The organism is Pyrodictium brockii (assembly GCF_055379715.1).
In genome coordinates, this window is sequence record NZ_AP042401.1 from 1,229,553 (window position 1) to 1,246,075 (window position 16,523).

Sequence of the window (16,523 nt, forward strand, 5' to 3'; positions counted from 1 at the left end):
GCTGCCGCCGCCGGGCTCCAAGTGGATGTGAGAGTGCTGTACCTGAGCAAGAGCTACCCCTCCGCCGGCGCGGAGCGCGCAAGGCTCAGCGATCCCGCGTTCCTCTGGCGCTACGACGCAGTGCTCATACCAGACCTTAACAGGCTCTTCACCTACGGCGGGCGGCTTACACCAGCTGAGATAGAGGCGCTGGCGGAGTATGTTAGGGGAGGCCACCTGCTCTTCATAGGCATGAACACCTTCGTGCAGCACTGGCACCCTCTTCTAGAGTCCATGGCTGGGGCCAGGGTAGCCGGTGTAGCATCCAGTAGCGCCGACACGCCCCTCTACGACATAGTCTACCGGGGGCGGGTATACGCCTACAACGACACCTACGGCGCCATGCACCTCGAGCCCCAGGGAGCCCGTGTGCTCGCCGCCTTCCAGGAGGGACACCCAGCCATACTGGCCAACAGGTACGGCCGCGGAGTCGTTGTCACTGCCGCGTTCAACCCGGTTAAGGCGGTGGTGAGCCAGGGCAACGGGGCGGAGATGGCAGGGCTCCTAGCAGGCATAGTGGTGGAGGAGATGCAGGCCGTCACCCCGGAGCCCCCTCCGGCAAGGCACCGTGTGAAGGCTGTGCTGCACAACGCGGCCCTGGCCCTCCTCAGGCCTTTCGGGAGAGTGGCGGCTGACGCGGGAGGCGGGCTGCCCGGAGCCCTGGCCGCGGCAGCCCTCGTGGCATTCCCCGCCTACCTGGCGTTGCTCGCCGCCTCGCTGGCCTGCCTGGCGCCCCGCAGGATCCGACTGCTGGTGCTGAGGCCCCTGGCCAGGCTCTACAAGCCGCGCGAGATGGATGCGAGGATAGTCGAGCTGCTGAGGGACTCGGGGCCTATGAGCCTTGAGGAGCTGGCGGCCAGGCTGGGGGCGGGCTGGCGTAGGCTGTGCCGCCGCCTCACCCTGCTCGAGCTGCGGGGCGCCGTGGCCTCGGTGCCGGAGGCCCGGGGGCGGCTCTACGTATACCCCGAGGACCTGCCGGCGGCGCTACTGGCCGTCGACCCGCTCTACGAGGAGATAGCCCGCCTGGCCGCCCGGGAGCCCGGGGTAACGGTGCACGAGATAGCGGCCAGGCTCTCGATACCGCCCGGCGCGGTGCTGAAGGCTTGTAGGAGGCTGGCCGGCTACGGCCTCCTCGAGCTGCGCAAATCCCTCTTCGAGTACGAGGTCTACCCTACGAGGCTGCTCTACCGCTACCACTACGTCCTCGGGGAGGGCTCGGCGGCCCTGGGGGCCCCCAGGGGCTAGGAGCGGTGCCAGCGGGGCAGGCTGGAGGACGTGTTATAGACCATGGTGTTCCTCTCCACGGCTGTGCTGCTTGCTCTCCTCCTCGCCCACAGCTACCTCGGCGCCGGGTTCCCCCGCCTCCAGGGCCGGCGATATCTAGCCCGCCGAGCTCGGTGCCCGGCGCCGCTGGCTGGGAGGCCGAGTACAGCTACCAGGGAGACGCATGGGTCGCCACGGTCTACAGCGGCGGGTCCTGGAACTCCGTGCTCCTGGAGGCTAACGGGACCCCCGTGGTGGCGGCGAGGAGGGCGGGCAGGGGGCTGGCCGTCTTTGTCTCGCTTAACATGTTCTACCACGCCTCTACAGCCACAGCAGGGCCGAGGAGGAGTTCCTGGGGGAGCTGGTGTACGCGTTCTACCGGCCGCCCAGGCTTCATGTGTCGGGCATGCACGTCGGCGACGGGCTGATAGAGTTCAGCGTGGAGCCCGATAAGCCTGCCTGGCTCCTGGTGAGCCAGGCCTGGTACCCCCACTGGAGGGCCTACTTCAACGGGTCGCCGGTCCCCCTGGCGAGGGATGCCGAGGCCAACGTGATCCTCGTCCGCGTCCCGTCGGGCAGCGGGACGCTCGTGCTCCGCTTCGAGGACCCCTACCAGGGGCTCTGGGGGCTGGAGCCCCTGGCCCTGGCCGGCCTTCTCGCAGGCCTCGCCCTCTACGCGGCCTCGGGGAGGCGGGGGCCCGGGGGTATGCCGGCGGCTCGGGGCAGCCAAGGCGGCTTCTATGGCCGGGGCCGCCCCTGGGGCACTAGGCTATCTTCTTAGCCTCTCGTCCCCGGGCTCCTCCGGGGCAGCTGGATGGGCTCTAGGCTGGTGGAGGGCAGGAGGGCCCCGGGCTTCGGCGAGGGCGGCCGCTACGTCTCCCACCCCTACTACAGCGGGTGGTTCGAGCGGCTCCTCGGCTGCAGGCCCTTCCCCGGCACCCTGAACATAGAGGCTGGCGTCGACTGGAGGCAGCTGGCCGGGGAGTGCGAGCCCCTCGTCATCCCCGAGACCATCTGGGAGGGTAGGAGGCTGGGCGCCGTCTATGCCTGGAGGGCCCGTGTCAGGACGCGGGAGGGCAGCGTGGAGGCTATGCTTATCCGCCCGCTCCTCAGCCGGCACGGGCCACGGGTGCTGGAGCTGGTCGCCTGCAGGCGCCTCGAGCCCCTCCTCCCCGGCGATCGGGTAGTGGTTGAGGTGGAGTGCGGGGCGCGCAAGGGATGAGGATAGGCCTGGTGCTGGCCGGGGGCGAGGGGAGGAGGTTCGGGGGCGACAAGCTCCTAGCCCTCGTCGACGGCGAGGTCTCCATAGCCAGGGTGGCTGAGGCGCTCCGGGAGGCGGGCGCAAGCCTCGTCTACGCGGCCACCAGGAGCGGGGAGAGGTGCCGCCTCTACACCGAGGCCGCGGGGCTCGACGGCTGCATCTACGACCCCCCGTGGCTCGGCTGCGGCGGCCCCGCCGCCGCGCTGGCAGGGCTCGGGGGGCTCCGGGGCAAGGTGCTCCTGGTAGCGCCGGGCGACATGCCCTGGCTGGAGCCGGGGGTGCTCCGGGGCCTGGAGGCGTTCATGGAGGAGGCGGGGGCGGAGGCGGCGCTCCCCCTCCACGCCGGGGGCTACCTGGACACCTTGGCGGCGGCTATGAGCTGGAGCCTGGTAGAGAGGCTCCCGGGCGTGCTGGGGCGGCTCTGCAGGCTCCGCGGCGAGCTGCGCGCCAGCGACCCGGCCAGGGCGGCCGAGAGGCTGGTTCTCGTAGGCTCCGGGCTCCTCGCCTCAAGCCCGCTGGCGTTTGCCCACATAAACACGAGGGAGGCCCTCCGCAGCAGGGAGCCCAAGAACCCCCTGGGCCCCAAGCAGGCCTATATTCTGGAGCCGGGCCTGGACCCTGCGGCGCCCCGCGGCAGGCTCTGCACAGGGCTGAGGATGGAGCTGGAGGAGTACAGGAGGCTCGGCATACGCCACCTCGAGAGGCAGGCTGCGAGGGACATGGAGAGGCTCTGCAGCCCATAGCCCTCGGGGGGCGGCCGGCGCGAATCCTCCAAAACACCGTGATAACCGCCTATTTCACGTATATAACGTATACTATGTGTGATTCGAATTATAGGTTAAATTACATGCTAATACGATAGCTGCCTTAAACACCGGTTATCCACTAAAATAGGCGCTGATGCCGAAAATATATTTTATACAATAGCGATGAATAATGTCCAATGGGCCACGTGGGGTGAACTGCCAGCCTTGGCACAGTCTGGCCATGGCCTCCGCCTGGATAGGCGAAGCTTCCTGAAAACCGCCGCGACGGTTGCCACGCTCGCCGCGCTGCCGGGTAGCGTTAGGAGGGCCCTCGGCTACAGGGCCCCGAAGCGCTACCGTCTCGGCGAGATAGGGGGCAAGAACCTCGAGGAGACCGTTGAGGTCCGGGGTGTCTGCACCTACTGTAGCGTGGGCTGCGGCATCATATTCTACAAGAGGGGCGACAAGGTAGTCTACCTCGAGGGCGACCCCGATAACCCGCTTAACGAGGGCAAGCTCTGCGCCAAGGGCAAGGCCTCCATCCAGCTCTTCGGCGCCTACAACGGGCTGCGGGCGAGGAAGCCGCTGATACGTGTAAACCCCAAGCCCCGGCCCGAGGAGATACTCGCCGCCAGGGACTCCAACGAGCTCCGGAGGGTGCTGGAGAAGTACAAGCCCGTCTGGAAGCCGGTGACCTGGGAGGAGGCGTTCGCCTACATAGCGAGGAGGATGAAGGAGATACTCGGGGAGAATGCTGGCGCGGTGCGCTCTTACCACCCCTACGACGGGAAGCTGTGCGACAGCAGGAAGGGCTGCTACTTCCGACTGGGCAATCAGTACCCGCTCATGATAATGGCCGGGGCTAAGATGCTGAACGAGGAGGCATACCTGATAAGGAAGATCTCAATGCTCCTCGGCAGCAACAATATAGACCATGATGCGCGCCGCTGCCACTCCACCACCGTGGCCGGCCTAGCGGGCACCGTGGGCTTCGGGGCCCAGACTCAGAGCTTCCCCGACACCCAGTACATCAGTGTCTACCTCATCCTAGGCGGCAACCCCGCCGAGGCCCACCCGGTCTCCATGAGGCACGTGATGAAGGGTATTAAGCGCGGCACCCTCACCCTGGTTGTGGTAGACCCGAAGTACGGCCGCACAGCCTCCAAGGCCCAGGTGTTCGCCTTCCACAGGCCCGGGACCGACATACCCGTGATGTACTACCTTCTCCACTACGCGTTCTACGAGCGCAACCCGCCCGTAGACCAGCTCCCCACGTTCAGGGAGTACGCCAAGAGGTTCAACATAGACCTGGAGGAGATCTCGGAGATAAAGGATATAGCAAAGAGGTTCACCGCCGAGGAGGTCTCGAGGATAACCGGTATACCGGTCGAGAAGCTTAGACAGATAGCGAAGCTCTTTGTCGAGAACAGCGGTGTAACAACAAACTTCAAGAGGTTCGCCTCCATAGAGTGGGCTATGGGGCTCACCCAGCACCACGTGGGGACCCAGAACACCCGAATGGCCGCGCTGGTCCAGCTGGTCCTCGGCAACCTGGGCTTCCCCGGCGGCGGCCTCAACCCCTACCGCGGCCACAGCAACGTGCAGGGCACCACCGACCTCTGCATACTGAGCCACATATTCCCAGGCTACGTGAAGATACCAACCAACAGTAAGCAGGTACGCGCCTACCAGGAGTGGAAGCTCAAGGGCTTCCCCGACGCCTTCAACTGGCGCCCCAGCATGAAGACCTGCAAGGCCCTGGGGCTGAAGTGCAGCGGCTGCGACGAGAAGGGCGACAACTGCAGGCTCACGGTCAACAGCACGGCGCTGCTCTGGTCATGGTGGTTCATGAACTGGCGCCGCTACGAGCTGTCCATGGGGATCTTCGTCGGCACCGACCCCGAGGACAGGCCCTGGGACGAGGACAGCGTGGTTATCAGCGACCTGCCCTTCAACAAGGGCTACACCGAGAACAACTGGTGGATGGGCGTACTATTGCCCGATGACCCGAGGACTAGGAAGCTGGGCGGCAAGATTGAGGCTATGTGGCTGTTCGGCGAGAACATAGCGATAAGCGACGCAGACTCCAAGATGACTATGGCAGCGCTCTCCGCGCTCAAGTTCCTAGTCGTCTCGGACATCTTCCTCACGGAGACAGCCTGGTTCGCCGACGTCTTCCTCCCCGCAGCCTTCCAGTACGAGAAGGAGGGCAGCATAACCAACAGCAACCGCTGGATACAGTGGCAGCACCGCGTGGTCTCGCCGCCCGGCGACGCCAAGCCGGACCTGTGGATAATGTACAAGCTCTGGGAGCACATGAGGAGGGCTGGGCTGGCGAAGCTGCCCAGCGAGGAGTACGGCAAGCACGTGGAGCGCGTGCTGGTGAAGCATCCCGAGGCCGATACTCTTGTGGAGCTGTACAGGCGGAGGATAGCCCCCTACATGAACTACAGCAGCGACAGGTACCCGTGGAGCGACTACCAGGAGGTAGACCCAGTACTCGTCTACAAGGAGATAGACGCGGCCGTCGACCTCTACTATGGCCAGTACGACTGGGCCCACAATAGGGTGCTGGCCGCGAGGAGGGTCTCGGCACCGCGGTCGCCCGGCCAGCCCGACGGGCTGCTGGACAGCGGCACCCTCACACACCCTGGAGCCAAGGCGCCGCTGAGGCTCTACAAGGACTGGGGATGGAGCTGGCCCAGAAACGTGAGGATACTCTACAACCTCTACACGCTAGAGAAGACCTTCGGCCGCAAAGACAGGTTCACCTTCGAGGCGGGCAGGTGGGCTGTAGGCCCCGAGCTGGACGGCAAGACGGTCGAGATACTGGGCGAGGCCGGCGACATAGTAGACGCCAAGACTGGTGAGATGAGACCAGCGTTCATACCCGGCCACAACTTCCTGATAGGAAAGTTCTACAAGCGGGCCTGGACATGCCTCAACGAGCGCTGCAGCCAGAAGACCACGGCCGACATATTCACCGGCGCAGCCGACCCGGAGGCTATGATACGCTACGGCAAGACCGTGGGCAGGATAGTGTTCTGGAAGCCCGGCGGCGGCTACGAGGTAAAGACCGTGGAGGAGCTTGGAATCAAGTGCCCGATGTGCGAGAGCTTCTACTACGACCCCGAGCTGGTGCTCGACTACGGCAAGGCGAACTTCTACAAGCCCTACTTCAAGGGATCCAAGACCGTCAACGGCAAGACCATAGTATACAAGGACTGGAAGGAGTGGCGCCGGGTGCACGACAAGTTCATCAACGAGTTCAAGTCCTGCGTCGACGGCAGCCCCGACAACTACAAGAAGTGCGTGAAGGAGCTAATATCCCGGTACGGCGAGTGGTACGCCACCCTAGGGCCCGACGGCAAGGTCTGGGCGTACAGCATCGACTACCCGTTCCACTTCGAGCCCGGCGAGAGCCCGAGCCTGGAGCTGGCGACGGAGTACCCGGCGCTGGCGTGGAGGAGGATAGAGAACCTCTTCTACATAGAGCCGCCGGAGCAGATGCCAGAGCTCTACAAGGCGATTACGGCTAGCTACGAGGAGCTGAAGAAGTACGCTCCCAGCGGGTCCGAGGTGGTAGTGGTTACCGAGAATAGGCTGGAGGAGCACTGGCACACCGGCATAATGTCCAGGAACGTCCCCTATCTCGCCGAGATGGTGCCGGAGCCCTTCGCGGAGATACCGGTCGAGCTGGCTGAGAAGCTCGGGATAAAGAGCGGCGATATTGTCGAGCTGGGCAACAACCGCAACAGGATATACGTGAGAGCCCTGGTGACCAACCGTATGCCGAAGCTGAGGATAGCGGGCAGGGAGGTCTACGTGGTAAACGTGCCGTGGCACTGGGGCTGGAGCGGCGCCCACAACAGCTTCGACGTAGCCAACACTATATCGATACTGCTGCTCGACATAGTGACAACCATGCAGGAGACCAAGGCGTTCCTGGCATGGGTGAGGAAGGCGAGCCCCGAGAAATACACCTACCAGTCGAAGCCCAGCGTGCAGCCCATACTCTAACCCTTCTTCCGCCCAACGGACCGGGAGGTGAGATGCCCGTGACGGAGTATGGGATAGTAGTCAACCTGGACACCTGCATAGGCTGCAGGGCATGCCAGGTAGCATGCAAGGTGTGGAACGGGCTCAAAGCCGAGGAGACCAGCTTCAACCCCCAGGGCTACACCAACCCGCCGGACCTCACCCCGAACACCTGGATGATAATGCAGTTCCTGGAGGGCGTCGAGGACGGGGAGCCCTTCTGGCTGTTCAAGAAGCACCAGTGCCTCCACTGCAGCGAGGCGCCCTGCGCCAAGGCGTGCCCGGTCAACGCCATCGAGGTCCACCCCGAGGGCGCCGTGGTGATACGCTCCGACAGGTGCATCGGCTGCCGCTACTGCATCGAGGCCTGCCCCTACAATGTGCCGCGCTACGACCCTAAGACGAACAAGGTGTACAAGTGCACGCTCTGCATAGACCGTATACAGAACGGGCTCCAGCCCGCCTGCGTCGAGGCCTGCCCTACCGACGCGCTCGAGTTCGGGCCGTGGAGGGAGCTTGTGGAGAAGTACCGTGCAGCAGGCTACGAGGTCTACGGCGACCACGTGAACGACTACGTGGGGCACACCCACTACCTCTACGTGACCAGGAAGTATAGGAGCCTCGGCGCCAAGCAGGGCAAGAAGTGGTACGAGGTATTGGGGCTCCCCGCCGACCCGAGAGGCCGCCTGCCAGGCGTGCAGCTAGGCCGCGAGGTCGGCGTCGGGCTGGCGGCGCTGGCCGCGCTAGGCGCGGTGGCGCACGCCGTCTACTGGCGGGCCAAGAGGATGGAGAAGCGCAGCGGCTCCAAGGGCGGGTAGCCAGGCTCACCCCTTTCTCCCATGACCCACCCACGCCCTGGGAGGTGGCTCCAGGTGGCGCGCGAGATTAGGCTCTTCAGCGAGCTGGAGATATGGACGCATAAGCATGTGGTACACTTCGCGGCGGCGCTGATACTCACGGGGCTAATAATATCGGCCGCCAAGCTGCCGAGCCCGCTGGACAGCTTCTTCGGCTGGCTAGCCTACGCGCTCGGCACACCGGCCTCCTACCTGGCTAAGGCGCTCGGCTACTCCCCGTTTGAGCAGGGCTACAGCGCCTACAGCCTAGGGGTGCAGGTGGCCAGGGTAATCCACAGGCTGGCAGGAGTAGGCATGGCGGCTATAGGCTTGGTATGGCTTCTCGGCGAGCTGCCGAGGATAAGGAAGTGGCAGATCTGGCCTGAGGGCGGGCTGGGCGAGGCAGTGAGGAACCTGGCAGTCTACTACCTCGGGAGGAGGAGCGTCAGGTTCGGCAAGTATAATCTAGGCCAGAAGCTGTGGATATGGAGCGTGTTCATAGGCTTCACAATACTCTTCGCCACGGGCATGGTAATGTGGTTCCGCAGCAGCTTCAGCCCGGAGACAGTGGCGCTGGCGCACACAATACACGTGTGGACAGCATGGCTCGGCATAGCAGGGCTCATAGTGCACATATACCTCGCCATAGGGATACCGGAGCACAGGCCCATGGTGAGGGCTATGTTCCGCACCGGCACCGCCCCCGAGGACTTCGTGAAGCACCACCACCCGCTATACTACGAGAAGGCCGCCAAAGAGGCCGAGGAGGCCTAGAGGCGCCCAACCAGCCCACACCCACACTCCTTTTTCCCCGTACCAGCGGTTATGCACGCCTTAACCCTGCCATGGAGGGCAAATAGGCATGGAGGAGCGTGTAGCCAGGGCCGTGGACGCTGCCCGTGAGTGCAGCCTGGCCACCACCATGGTCTCGGGGCTGCGCGTGGCAGCCGACTACGAGTACGTGGTTGAGCTGGACGGGAGGAGGCTAGGCTCGATATACACTAGCCCAAACTACCTCGCCGACGCCGTGGCGGGGCTAGCGCTGCGCGAGGAGCTGGCGGAGCTGGGAGACCACGTAGAGCTCCTATCCGTCACGGGCACCGGGGATATGAGCTTCCTCGTGAGGGCCCGGCTCGCTAGGGCGGCTGCCGCCGGGCTGCCCGAGGACCGCAGGGTCGAGTGGAGCCTGGTGGAGGAGGCCTACCGCGACCTGGTGCATATGGTGCCGAAGCACCGGTGCCCCTACGCGCTCCACTCGGTCGCCGTCTACGGGGTGGAGCGCGGCTCGGGCTCCGCGGAGAGGCTGCTGCTCGTAAGCGATGTCAGCAGGCACAGCGCCATGTTGAAGGCGGCGGGGATGCTGTCCAGGCTCGCCGCGGCCGGGAGGCTCAGGGGGCTAGCCCTGGTGGCCGTCTCGACCGGCAGGGTGTCGGGGGACGCGGTCAAGGCTCTCGCGAGGGCGGGGGTCCGGGTCATCGTGGCCAACCACCACCCCCTGCTCAGCGGGCTCGCGGCCGCGAGGAAGCATGGCGTCACGCTCGTGCTCCGCAGGCCGGATGGCCGGGGCCTGGCAGTCTACACGGCCCCGGAGAGGATCCAGGGGGCGCCACTCGTTATGCCCCTAGGCCGCCTGGGGCTGGAGCCCTATGCGGTGGAGGCTAGCCCCCTATCGCCCCTCTGCTAGCCCCGAGGGGCTCGCATGGGGTGTCCCCGTTGTTCCCGCTTGCTTTATTCACTGCCCAGTGTCTTCTTAGCCGCTTGGTGCTCCGCCCGCTGGAGCATCCCGCGTATCACTAGCTAGAGGCTGTGCGTGATGGTAGAGTCGGAGCATGGTCTTAGGCTCCTGAAGGATAGGCTTCCCGAGATAAGGGCGTGGCTCGACCGGCTGGCCCAGGAGGAGCCGGAGAATAGCCGTACCTACCGCATCCTCGAGGCCCTCTACGAGGCCCAGGCACGGGTAGAGGAGGAGGCGCTCCGCCGCCTCCGGGAAGCGGGCCTCGTGGAGGAGGTCCAGGCCGCGGCGCGGAGGATAGCCGTGGAGCGTAAGCCTCTCGTAGCCCTGCTCGGCGGGCTCCCCCGCCCGCTGATGGACGAGGCGTTCCTCCGCGACTCCATGCTGGCTATAATGGACGCCGTGGCCGGGGCCGGGTTCAGCCTGGAGGGCGCCGCCGCCTCGCTGCGGGACCCCGTGGAGAAGGCTGTGCTCAGCCTATCCCAGCTGGTCGAGGAGCTGCTCCAGGGGAGGGAGGATAGCATACACGCCTGGGCGGGCGCGGTCTCAGCCGACCGGGACCGGGTGCGCGCCCTCGCCCTCTGGCTCCTCCAGCCCCTCCTCAGCGCCCTCCGCCTGGCCGCCGGGCCCGCGCTCGACTGGGCCAGGGAGTACTGGCAGCAGGGCGTCTGCCCGGTCTGCGGCTCCGCCACCCGCGTCGGCTACATGAGGGGTGAGGGCCGCCGCCAGTACCTGATCTGCCAGGCCTGCGGCATGGAGTGGGTGTTCCCCAGGGCCCGCTGCCCCTACTGCGGCGCCGAGAGGCCCGGAGACGTGGTGTTCTACCGCCCGCTCCCCGACAAGCCCTGGCTCCGGCTCTACCGGTGCAGGCGCTGCGGCGGCTACTGGAAGGTGGTCGACGAGGAGGACGAGAAGGCTGTCAAGGCGGGGCTGCCCCCGAGGGAGCTATACAACGTCTACAGCTTCGCCCTGGACGAGATAGCCGAGGGAGCAGCGCTGGAGGAGAGGCGGTGAGGCATGAGCGAGGAGGAGGGCGGTTTCTACGAGGAGATGCCGGAGGACTTCTATGCAGCCGAGGAGCTGGAGCTGGGGAGGCTCTCCAAGTGCAGGGGCATGGGCAAGAAGAGGAAGAGGAAGACCGAGGACCGGGTGCTGGAGGAGGAGAGGAGTTGACCCGGCTCCCGGGCCTCCGGGAGGCGGTGGAGGCGGCGCCGCGGGGCGGCAGGGAGCTGCTGACTGTGCTCGAGGAGCTGGCGGGCAGGATGGCGCTCGCCGCCCGGAGGACGGCGCCCGGGAAGGCGGTGGAGGTCTACGCCATGCTGGCCCGGGCCGGCGGCCTCCCGGTCGCGGTCCGCGGCGGGCCCCCGCCGCTCAGCCCGGCCCAGTACGCGGACTTCGCGGCCGAGACCATAGCGAGGCTGGAGTCGAGCGGGTTCTACGAGGAGGCCAGGCCTCTCCGCAGCGCCCTCGCCGCCGGTAGGCTCCCGGTCTACGACCTGGCCCGCAGCTACCTCCTCGGCGATACGGGGTTCGTAGACCACGTCGCGGAGGAGGCGGGGGCGCCGGCGTGGCTTGTCCGCGTCCTCGCCGCCACACTGGCCGCCGGCGCCGCCAGGGCGGTGAGGCTGCTGCTCGAGGAGCGGGAGGCGCTGCCGGAGGCCAGGGGCGGGGCCTGCCCGGTCTGCGGGAGGCCCCTCGTGGAGGGCCGCTGCGGCTTCTGCGGCTACGGGGAGGGGCGCTCGCTATAAGGCTGGCCGGCCCCCGGGCCCTGGAGGCTCCTGGGAAGGCCGCCGTGGCTGTCCGAGTCGCCGTGGTGGGCGGCGGAGCCGCGGGGATGGCCGCGGCTAGCAGGGCTAAGAGGATGCTGGGCGACCGGGCCGAGGTGGTGGTTTTCGAGAAGGGGAGCTGGGTCAGCTTCGCGCTCTGCGGCACCCCCTACTACATCGGCTGCAGGGTCCGCAGGCTTGACGATCTCCTCTACTACCCGCCCGAGGAGTTCACCAGGCGCCGCGGGATAAGGGTGATGCTGAGGACGCTTGTGACGGAGCTGGAGCCGGGGGAGGGGAGGCTGCGGTACCGCAGCCTCTCGACCGGGGAGGAGGGCTGGTACGAGTACGACTACCTCGTCCTAGCCACCGGTGCCCGGCCCCGCGTGCTGGGCGAGTGGCTCCGGTACCGTAACGTCTACACCCTCCATAGCCTCGGCGACGCCGACAGGGTAAGGGCGGCCGCTGTCCGGGACGATGTGAGGAGGATCGTGGTCATAGGCGGCGGCTATACGGGCGTCGAGGCAGCCGAGAACCTCGCCGGGCTCGGGAGGAGGGTTACGATCATCCACCGGCGTGGCTGGCTGCTGAACAGGATGCTGGACGAGGATATGAAGGGGCTTGTGGAGGAGAGGGCCCGGGCGGCGGGGGTCGAGCTCGTCCTCGGGAGGAGGGTGGAGGGCCTGGAGGGCTCCGGGGACCTGGCTGTATCGGCTGTGCTCGACAACGGGGAGAGGGTCGGCGGAGACCTCTTCATAGTGGCCGGCGGCATCGAGCCCGCGGCGGATATCGCTGAGAAGGCTGGCATAAGGCTGGGCGAGACGGGGGCCGTGTGGACGGACGAGAGGATGAGGACCAGCGTTGACAACGTGTACGCTGTCGGCGACGTCGCTGAGACCAGGGACCTGGTGACCGGCGGGAGGGTCTGGTGGCCCTTCGCCCCCGCCGCGAACAAAATGGGGTACGTGGCCGGCACGAACATAGCCGGTGGGGACGCCCGGTTCCCCGGCGTGGTCCGGACCAGCGCTGTGGGGGCCTTCGGGTTCTACGTGGCGGCCACCGGGCTCGGCGAGGAGGAGGCCAGACGCCACGGCTTCAACCCGGTGGCCGCGAGGCTGAAGGCCAGGACTAGGGCCCACTACATGGGCGGCGAGGAGATAGTGCTCAAGGTCGTGGCCGACGCCGATACCGGGAGGCTGCTGGGCGCCCAGGCGGTCTCCGGCGACCCCAGCGGCTTCTGGAGGGTGAATGTGGTCGCCTCCCTCCTCTACAAGGGCGCCACAGTCTGGGACCTCTTCGGCGTAGATGTAGGCTACTGGCCCGGCCTCAACCCGGTCTGGGACCCGCTGACCGTGGCCGCGAGGCTGCTCTTCCGGCAGCTAGGAGCCGCGCCCCCGAAGCCGGAGGACAAGGGCGGCTAGAGGCCGGGAGGCCGCTACAAGGCCGGCGAAGAGGGCGAAACCGGCCACCCTCGCGGCCAGGCCCAGGCCGTCGAGCACGGCAGCCACCGCCATGGCCGCGAGCGAGGCCAGTAGGGAGAGGAGGCGGAGGCGGCGGCTTCCCGAGGACAGGGCCCCGGGGGCCCACCGGGCGCGCCCCAGGAGCAAGGCCGCGGCGGCGAGCCCCGCATCTATCCCGGCCAGCCTCGCCGCGGAGGCGTAGCCCGGGCTCCTAGAGAGCGCCAGGGCTGCCATGGGGAGGGAAGCGAGACCCAGCAGGGCCGCCGCGCGGAGCCGGCCGAGCCTCCTGGCCGCGGCGTGGGCGGCGAGGGCGGAGGCGAGGCCGAGGACGAGGCCGCCGGCCACGTCTCTGGGGTAGTGGACGTGGAGCACGAGCCTGGACAGCGACACCGCTCCGGCGTAGAGGGCGCCCGCCAGCGCTGCCACCGGGCTGCCCGCATGGAGGGCTACCAGGGTCCAGAAGGCGGAGGCTGTGGTGGCGTGGCCGCTGGGGAACCCGGGGCCGTGGGCCTCTGCGAGCCAGAGGCTCATGGGCGGCCTGGGCAGGTTCAAGTAGACCTTCAGGAACACCGCGGCGCTGGCTGCGAGGGCGAGGCCGGAGACTATCTCAACCCCTAGAAGGCCGTCCACCAGCGCGTAGACCAGCACCCCGAGGAGCATGTAGGCTGCCTCGCCTCCGGCCAGGGAGACGAGGCGGCACACGCCGACAAGGCGGGCCAGGCAGGCTAGGAGCGAGGCGAGGCCGCCGGCCGTCAGCAGGAGCCAGCCGAGCCTGGCCATCCTGTCTCCGCTCAACCCCTCACCGCCCTGGGGCGGCGGGCGAGGCTCCTCGCTATAATCTCTACTGGCCATCCTGTCTCCGCTCAACCCCTCACCGCCCTGGGGCGGCGGGCGAGGCTCCTCGCTATAATCTCTAGCTGTATATTCCCTGTGCCCTCGGCCGGCTCGAGGCCGTAGAGGTGGAGGAGCAGCTCGGGGCCCCGCTCCCGCTCCTCACCGCGTGGCCGCCCATAGTCCTGGCGAGCGTGTCCGCGGCCTCGAGCCCCGCCTCGACAGCTACGTACTTGGCTGCGCTGGTTAGGGCCCAGTCCGGCTCCCCCTCCCTCTCCAGGGCCTCCGCAGCCTTCTCCACAAGCGCCCCCGCCGCCTCTAGGAGGGCGTGGCTGCGGGCAATCCGGTGGCTCACGGCCTGGAACCTGTATACGCCCCGCTCCAGCGCCCACGATAGGGCCTTCTCGAGCGCCCTCCTGCCCAGGGAGACTGCGAGCGCTGCTACGAGGACCCTGCTCTCGGCGAGCGAGCGGAGGACGGCAAGGTAGGGCTCGCGGCCGGGGCCGGCGACAAGCCTCGCCTCCACGCCCTCGAGCCGGAGCCTCGCTATCCCGCTGCACCGGTAGGCCTCGATGTCGAGGGGCTCCGCTGCGAGGCCCCTGGAGCCGGGCTCGGCAAGGGCTAGAGCGTAGCCGTCCCCGCTCCGGGCCAGGACTAGTATAGCGGAGGCGTGGAGAGCATTGGTGGCGAACACCTTCTCCCCCGTCAGCCTGGCCCTCCCCCCTTCCAGCACCTCGGCCCTGGTCTCGACCCTGGCTGGGTCGGAGCCCCCCTGGGCTCGGTTAGGGTGGGGGATAGCAGCCCCTCCGGAGCCTCCACGCCTAGCCTATGGAGGATGCGCCTAGCGACGCAGCGGCCTACGAGGCTCATACCGGTGCAGGGGCAGTATAGTTTTTGATTGTTGTTGGAAAAGTTTATATTGGTTGATGTTTAAATGTTTATTGATGCTGTATGTCTGAGCGTTTGCTTCGTCCTAGAGAGGCTTGCAGGGTTCTTGGTGTTAGTTATACTACTCTTCGGCGATGGATTAGGGAGGGTAGGATTAGGGCTGTAAGGACTATTGGCGGTAAATATCGTATACCTGAGAGTGAGGTTAGGAGGATACTATCAGGGGTTATGGAGAAAGAGGCTAGGGCAGTAATATATGCTCGTGTAAGCTCTAGTGATCAGAGAAGTGATCTTGAGAGGCAGATACAATATCTCACACAATACTGCATGGCTAAGGGCTACAGGGTTGTTGATGTATTAAGCGATATTGCCAGCGGTTTAAATACTGGGCGTAGGGGATTAACTAAACTATTCAACTATATCGTGAATAAACAAGTAGATGTTGTTGTGATAACTTATAAGGATAGATTAACGAGATTCGGATACGAATACCTAGAATATTTCTTCAAACAATATGGTGTTAGGATAGAGGTTGTTTTCGGAGAAGAACCCAGAGATGCTTATCAAGAACTGGTGGAAGACCTAGTAGCAATCGTAACAAGCTTTGCAGGCAAACTCTACGGGCTGAGAAGCCATAAGAGAAAAAGACTTGTCGAAGGCTTCAAAAAACTAATAGAAGAGGTTGAAAAGAAGTGATCAGGGTTTCTAGAACAATTATTGTGAAAAGTATAAGGATTCCTAGGAGGTTGTTTAGGGTGCTGGTTGAAGTTGAGGGTATGTATCGTAACATGGTTGAACAACTAACTATGTATGCTGTTAGAAACAATATTAAGAGCTTTACAAAGCTTAAATCGCAGAGTGAGCGTGGTGTCGGAGGCTCAAAATGAGGCCCAGACCTCTAGTGTGGAGCCGCGTTGGCTGGTTGACGCGATCGAGGAGGTTGCGAAGAGGGTTGAGGAGAGGACTGACATAGGGGGCCCGGAGCTTGTCGACGCTTTCAACACAGAGGGCGGCACTGCTATCGTGAGGGTGCAGAGGGGGCTGAACTTTGTTACGGTCAGGGTTGAGCTTGCTGTGGGGGGCTGCGCGGCGATCCCGATCCTGGATGCGTACATAAACACGTTAAGCAACTGGGTGTCCATCGACACGTATGCGCCGCGCCTCAAGGATGTGATAGCGAAGGCTATAGAGTCAATAAAGAGCGTGCTCGGGGGTGGGCGGGGCTAGGGAGCCCCCTGGGCAGGGCCGTTTTTCCCGGCTACGAGCATGCTTCACACCTACACCTATCTTGGCTTCGGGGGCATAGGATGGCGTATCTATCATCCTCTGAGACCTCTACCACTATCCTGTACACTCCGGGCGTGAACCCCATGGACTTGGCTATCATGCGTGGCAGGTAGAGGAGCCCCATCCTGTCTAGCGAGACGGTGTACTGGGCCCACTCGGGCGGCGCCCTGGATATGGCTATCTTCACGCACCCCTCCCTCGTTACGGCTATGTACCCCTTGAGGCCGTGCCCCTTGGCGTCCTTCTTGCTGAGCCCGGTTAGTAGCAGGAATAGGTCCTTGGGTATATTTATCTTCACGGAGTCCCTCGATTTCCAGAGCCTGGCGGTTCCCTCTACCCGCACGCTCCTCACCGGCCTCTACAGAGTGTACCGAGC

Annotated in this window: 18 protein-coding genes; 15 read left to right on the plus strand and 3 right to left on the minus strand. The window is 65.3% G+C overall.

What is annotated here, in order from left to right; all coding sequences use genetic code 11:
* Nucleotides 1-27 precede the first annotated feature (27 nt).
* The 13 genes from ACZ42Y_RS06655 to ACZ42Y_RS06715 all read left to right on the plus strand — a co-directional run bounded on the left by ACZ42Y_RS06655 (nucleotide 28) and on the right by ACZ42Y_RS06715 (nucleotide 13,102).
* Entirely contained in the window at nucleotides 28-1,284 is a 1,257-nt protein-coding gene (locus ACZ42Y_RS06655) for a DprA-like winged helix domain-containing protein (protein ID WP_464735323.1), read from the plus strand.
* A 152-nt stretch (nucleotides 1,285-1,436) separates the two neighbouring features.
* Nucleotides 1,437-1,730: a hypothetical protein gene (locus ACZ42Y_RS06660; RefSeq protein WP_168371270.1), complete on the plus strand. Its 294-nt coding sequence runs from the start codon at nucleotides 1,437-1,439 to the stop codon at nucleotides 1,728-1,730.
* Nucleotides 1,700-2,083, plus strand: coding sequence for a hypothetical protein (locus ACZ42Y_RS06665; protein WP_168371269.1), 384 nt, complete (start codon nucleotides 1,700-1,702; stop codon nucleotides 2,081-2,083). The genes ACZ42Y_RS06660 and ACZ42Y_RS06665 overlap by 31 nt, the downstream gene beginning before the upstream one ends.
* Before the next feature lie 33 nt (nucleotides 2,084-2,116).
* A complete protein-coding gene (locus tag ACZ42Y_RS06670; RefSeq protein ID WP_058370716.1) occupies nucleotides 2,117-2,524 on the plus strand; it encodes a DUF120 domain-containing protein in 408 nt (135 codons plus the stop codon).
* The gene (mobA, locus tag ACZ42Y_RS06675) at nucleotides 2,521-3,306 is read left to right on the plus strand and encodes a molybdenum cofactor guanylyltransferase (RefSeq protein WP_464735324.1); all 786 of its coding nucleotides are present in this window, start codon (nucleotides 2,521-2,523) and stop codon (nucleotides 3,304-3,306) included. The genes ACZ42Y_RS06670 and mobA overlap by 4 nt, the downstream gene beginning before the upstream one ends.
* 228 nt (nucleotides 3,307-3,534) lie before the next feature.
* Nucleotides 3,535-7,329: a molybdopterin-dependent oxidoreductase gene (locus ACZ42Y_RS06680; protein ID WP_464735325.1), complete on the plus strand. Its 3,795-nt coding sequence runs from the start codon at nucleotides 3,535-3,537 to the stop codon at nucleotides 7,327-7,329.
* Between the two features lie 32 nt (nucleotides 7,330-7,361).
* The gene (locus ACZ42Y_RS06685; protein ID WP_070807822.1) at nucleotides 7,362-8,165 is read left to right on the plus strand and encodes a 4Fe-4S dicluster domain-containing protein; all 804 of its coding nucleotides are present in this window, start codon (nucleotides 7,362-7,364) and stop codon (nucleotides 8,163-8,165) included.
* Between the two features lie 54 nt (nucleotides 8,166-8,219).
* A complete protein-coding gene (locus ACZ42Y_RS06690; RefSeq protein ID WP_464735326.1) occupies nucleotides 8,220-8,957 on the plus strand; it encodes a cytochrome b/b6 domain-containing protein in 738 nt (245 codons plus the stop codon).
* Between the two features lie 88 nt (nucleotides 8,958-9,045).
* Nucleotides 9,046-9,867 carry a formate dehydrogenase accessory sulfurtransferase FdhD gene (locus ACZ42Y_RS06695; RefSeq protein ID WP_464735327.1) on the plus strand — a complete coding sequence of 274 codons (822 nt, stop codon included), beginning with the start codon at nucleotides 9,046-9,048 and terminating at the stop codon, nucleotides 9,865-9,867.
* Between the two features lie 129 nt (nucleotides 9,868-9,996).
* Entirely contained in the window at nucleotides 9,997-10,929 is a 933-nt protein-coding gene (locus tag ACZ42Y_RS06700) for a formate dehydrogenase accessory protein FdhE (RefSeq protein WP_464735328.1), read from the plus strand.
* A gap of 3 nt (nucleotides 10,930-10,932) precedes the next feature.
* Nucleotides 10,933-11,088 (plus strand): hypothetical protein, encoded by a 156-nt coding sequence (locus ACZ42Y_RS06705; protein WP_201783087.1) that lies wholly within the window; start codon nucleotides 10,933-10,935, stop codon nucleotides 11,086-11,088.
* Nucleotides 11,085-11,663, plus strand: coding sequence for a hypothetical protein (locus ACZ42Y_RS06710; RefSeq protein ID WP_464735329.1), 579 nt, complete (start codon nucleotides 11,085-11,087; stop codon nucleotides 11,661-11,663). Before ACZ42Y_RS06705 ends, ACZ42Y_RS06710 begins: the two co-directional genes overlap by 4 nt.
* Before the next feature lie 44 nt (nucleotides 11,664-11,707).
* The gene (locus tag ACZ42Y_RS06715; RefSeq protein ID WP_201783086.1) at nucleotides 11,708-13,102 is read left to right on the plus strand and encodes an FAD-dependent oxidoreductase; all 1,395 of its coding nucleotides are present in this window, start codon (nucleotides 11,708-11,710) and stop codon (nucleotides 13,100-13,102) included.
* On the opposite strand, the gene ACZ42Y_RS06720 is transcribed toward ACZ42Y_RS06715, so the two are convergent.
* A complete protein-coding gene (locus ACZ42Y_RS06720) occupies nucleotides 13,061-13,936 on the minus strand; it encodes a phosphatase PAP2 family protein (RefSeq protein WP_058370708.1) in 876 nt (291 codons plus the stop codon). The genes ACZ42Y_RS06715 and ACZ42Y_RS06720 overlap by 42 nt on opposite strands.
* Before the next feature lie 118 nt (nucleotides 13,937-14,054).
* Complete coding sequence (locus ACZ42Y_RS06725; protein WP_058370707.1) at nucleotides 14,055-14,705, minus strand: acyl-CoA dehydrogenase family protein; 651 nt, start codon at nucleotides 14,703-14,705, stop codon at nucleotides 14,055-14,057.
* A gap of 218 nt (nucleotides 14,706-14,923) precedes the next feature.
* Between ACZ42Y_RS06725 and ACZ42Y_RS06730 the strand changes: the two genes are divergently transcribed.
* Both ACZ42Y_RS06730 and ACZ42Y_RS06735 read left to right on the plus strand, forming a co-directional pair.
* Nucleotides 14,924-15,556, plus strand: coding sequence for an IS607 family transposase (locus ACZ42Y_RS06730; RefSeq protein WP_464735330.1), 633 nt, complete (start codon nucleotides 14,924-14,926; stop codon nucleotides 15,554-15,556).
* Nucleotides 15,557-15,763: 207 nt separating this feature from the next.
* Nucleotides 15,764-16,087, plus strand: coding sequence for a hypothetical protein (locus tag ACZ42Y_RS06735; protein ID WP_464735331.1), 324 nt, complete (start codon nucleotides 15,764-15,766; stop codon nucleotides 16,085-16,087).
* Between the two features lie 31 nt (nucleotides 16,088-16,118).
* Here ACZ42Y_RS06735 and ACZ42Y_RS06740 read toward each other — a convergent pair whose 3' ends face one another.
* Nucleotides 16,119-16,499 (minus strand): hypothetical protein, encoded by a 381-nt coding sequence (locus tag ACZ42Y_RS06740; RefSeq protein WP_464735332.1) that lies wholly within the window; start codon nucleotides 16,497-16,499, stop codon nucleotides 16,119-16,121.
* Nucleotides 16,500-16,523: the final 24 nt, after the last annotated feature.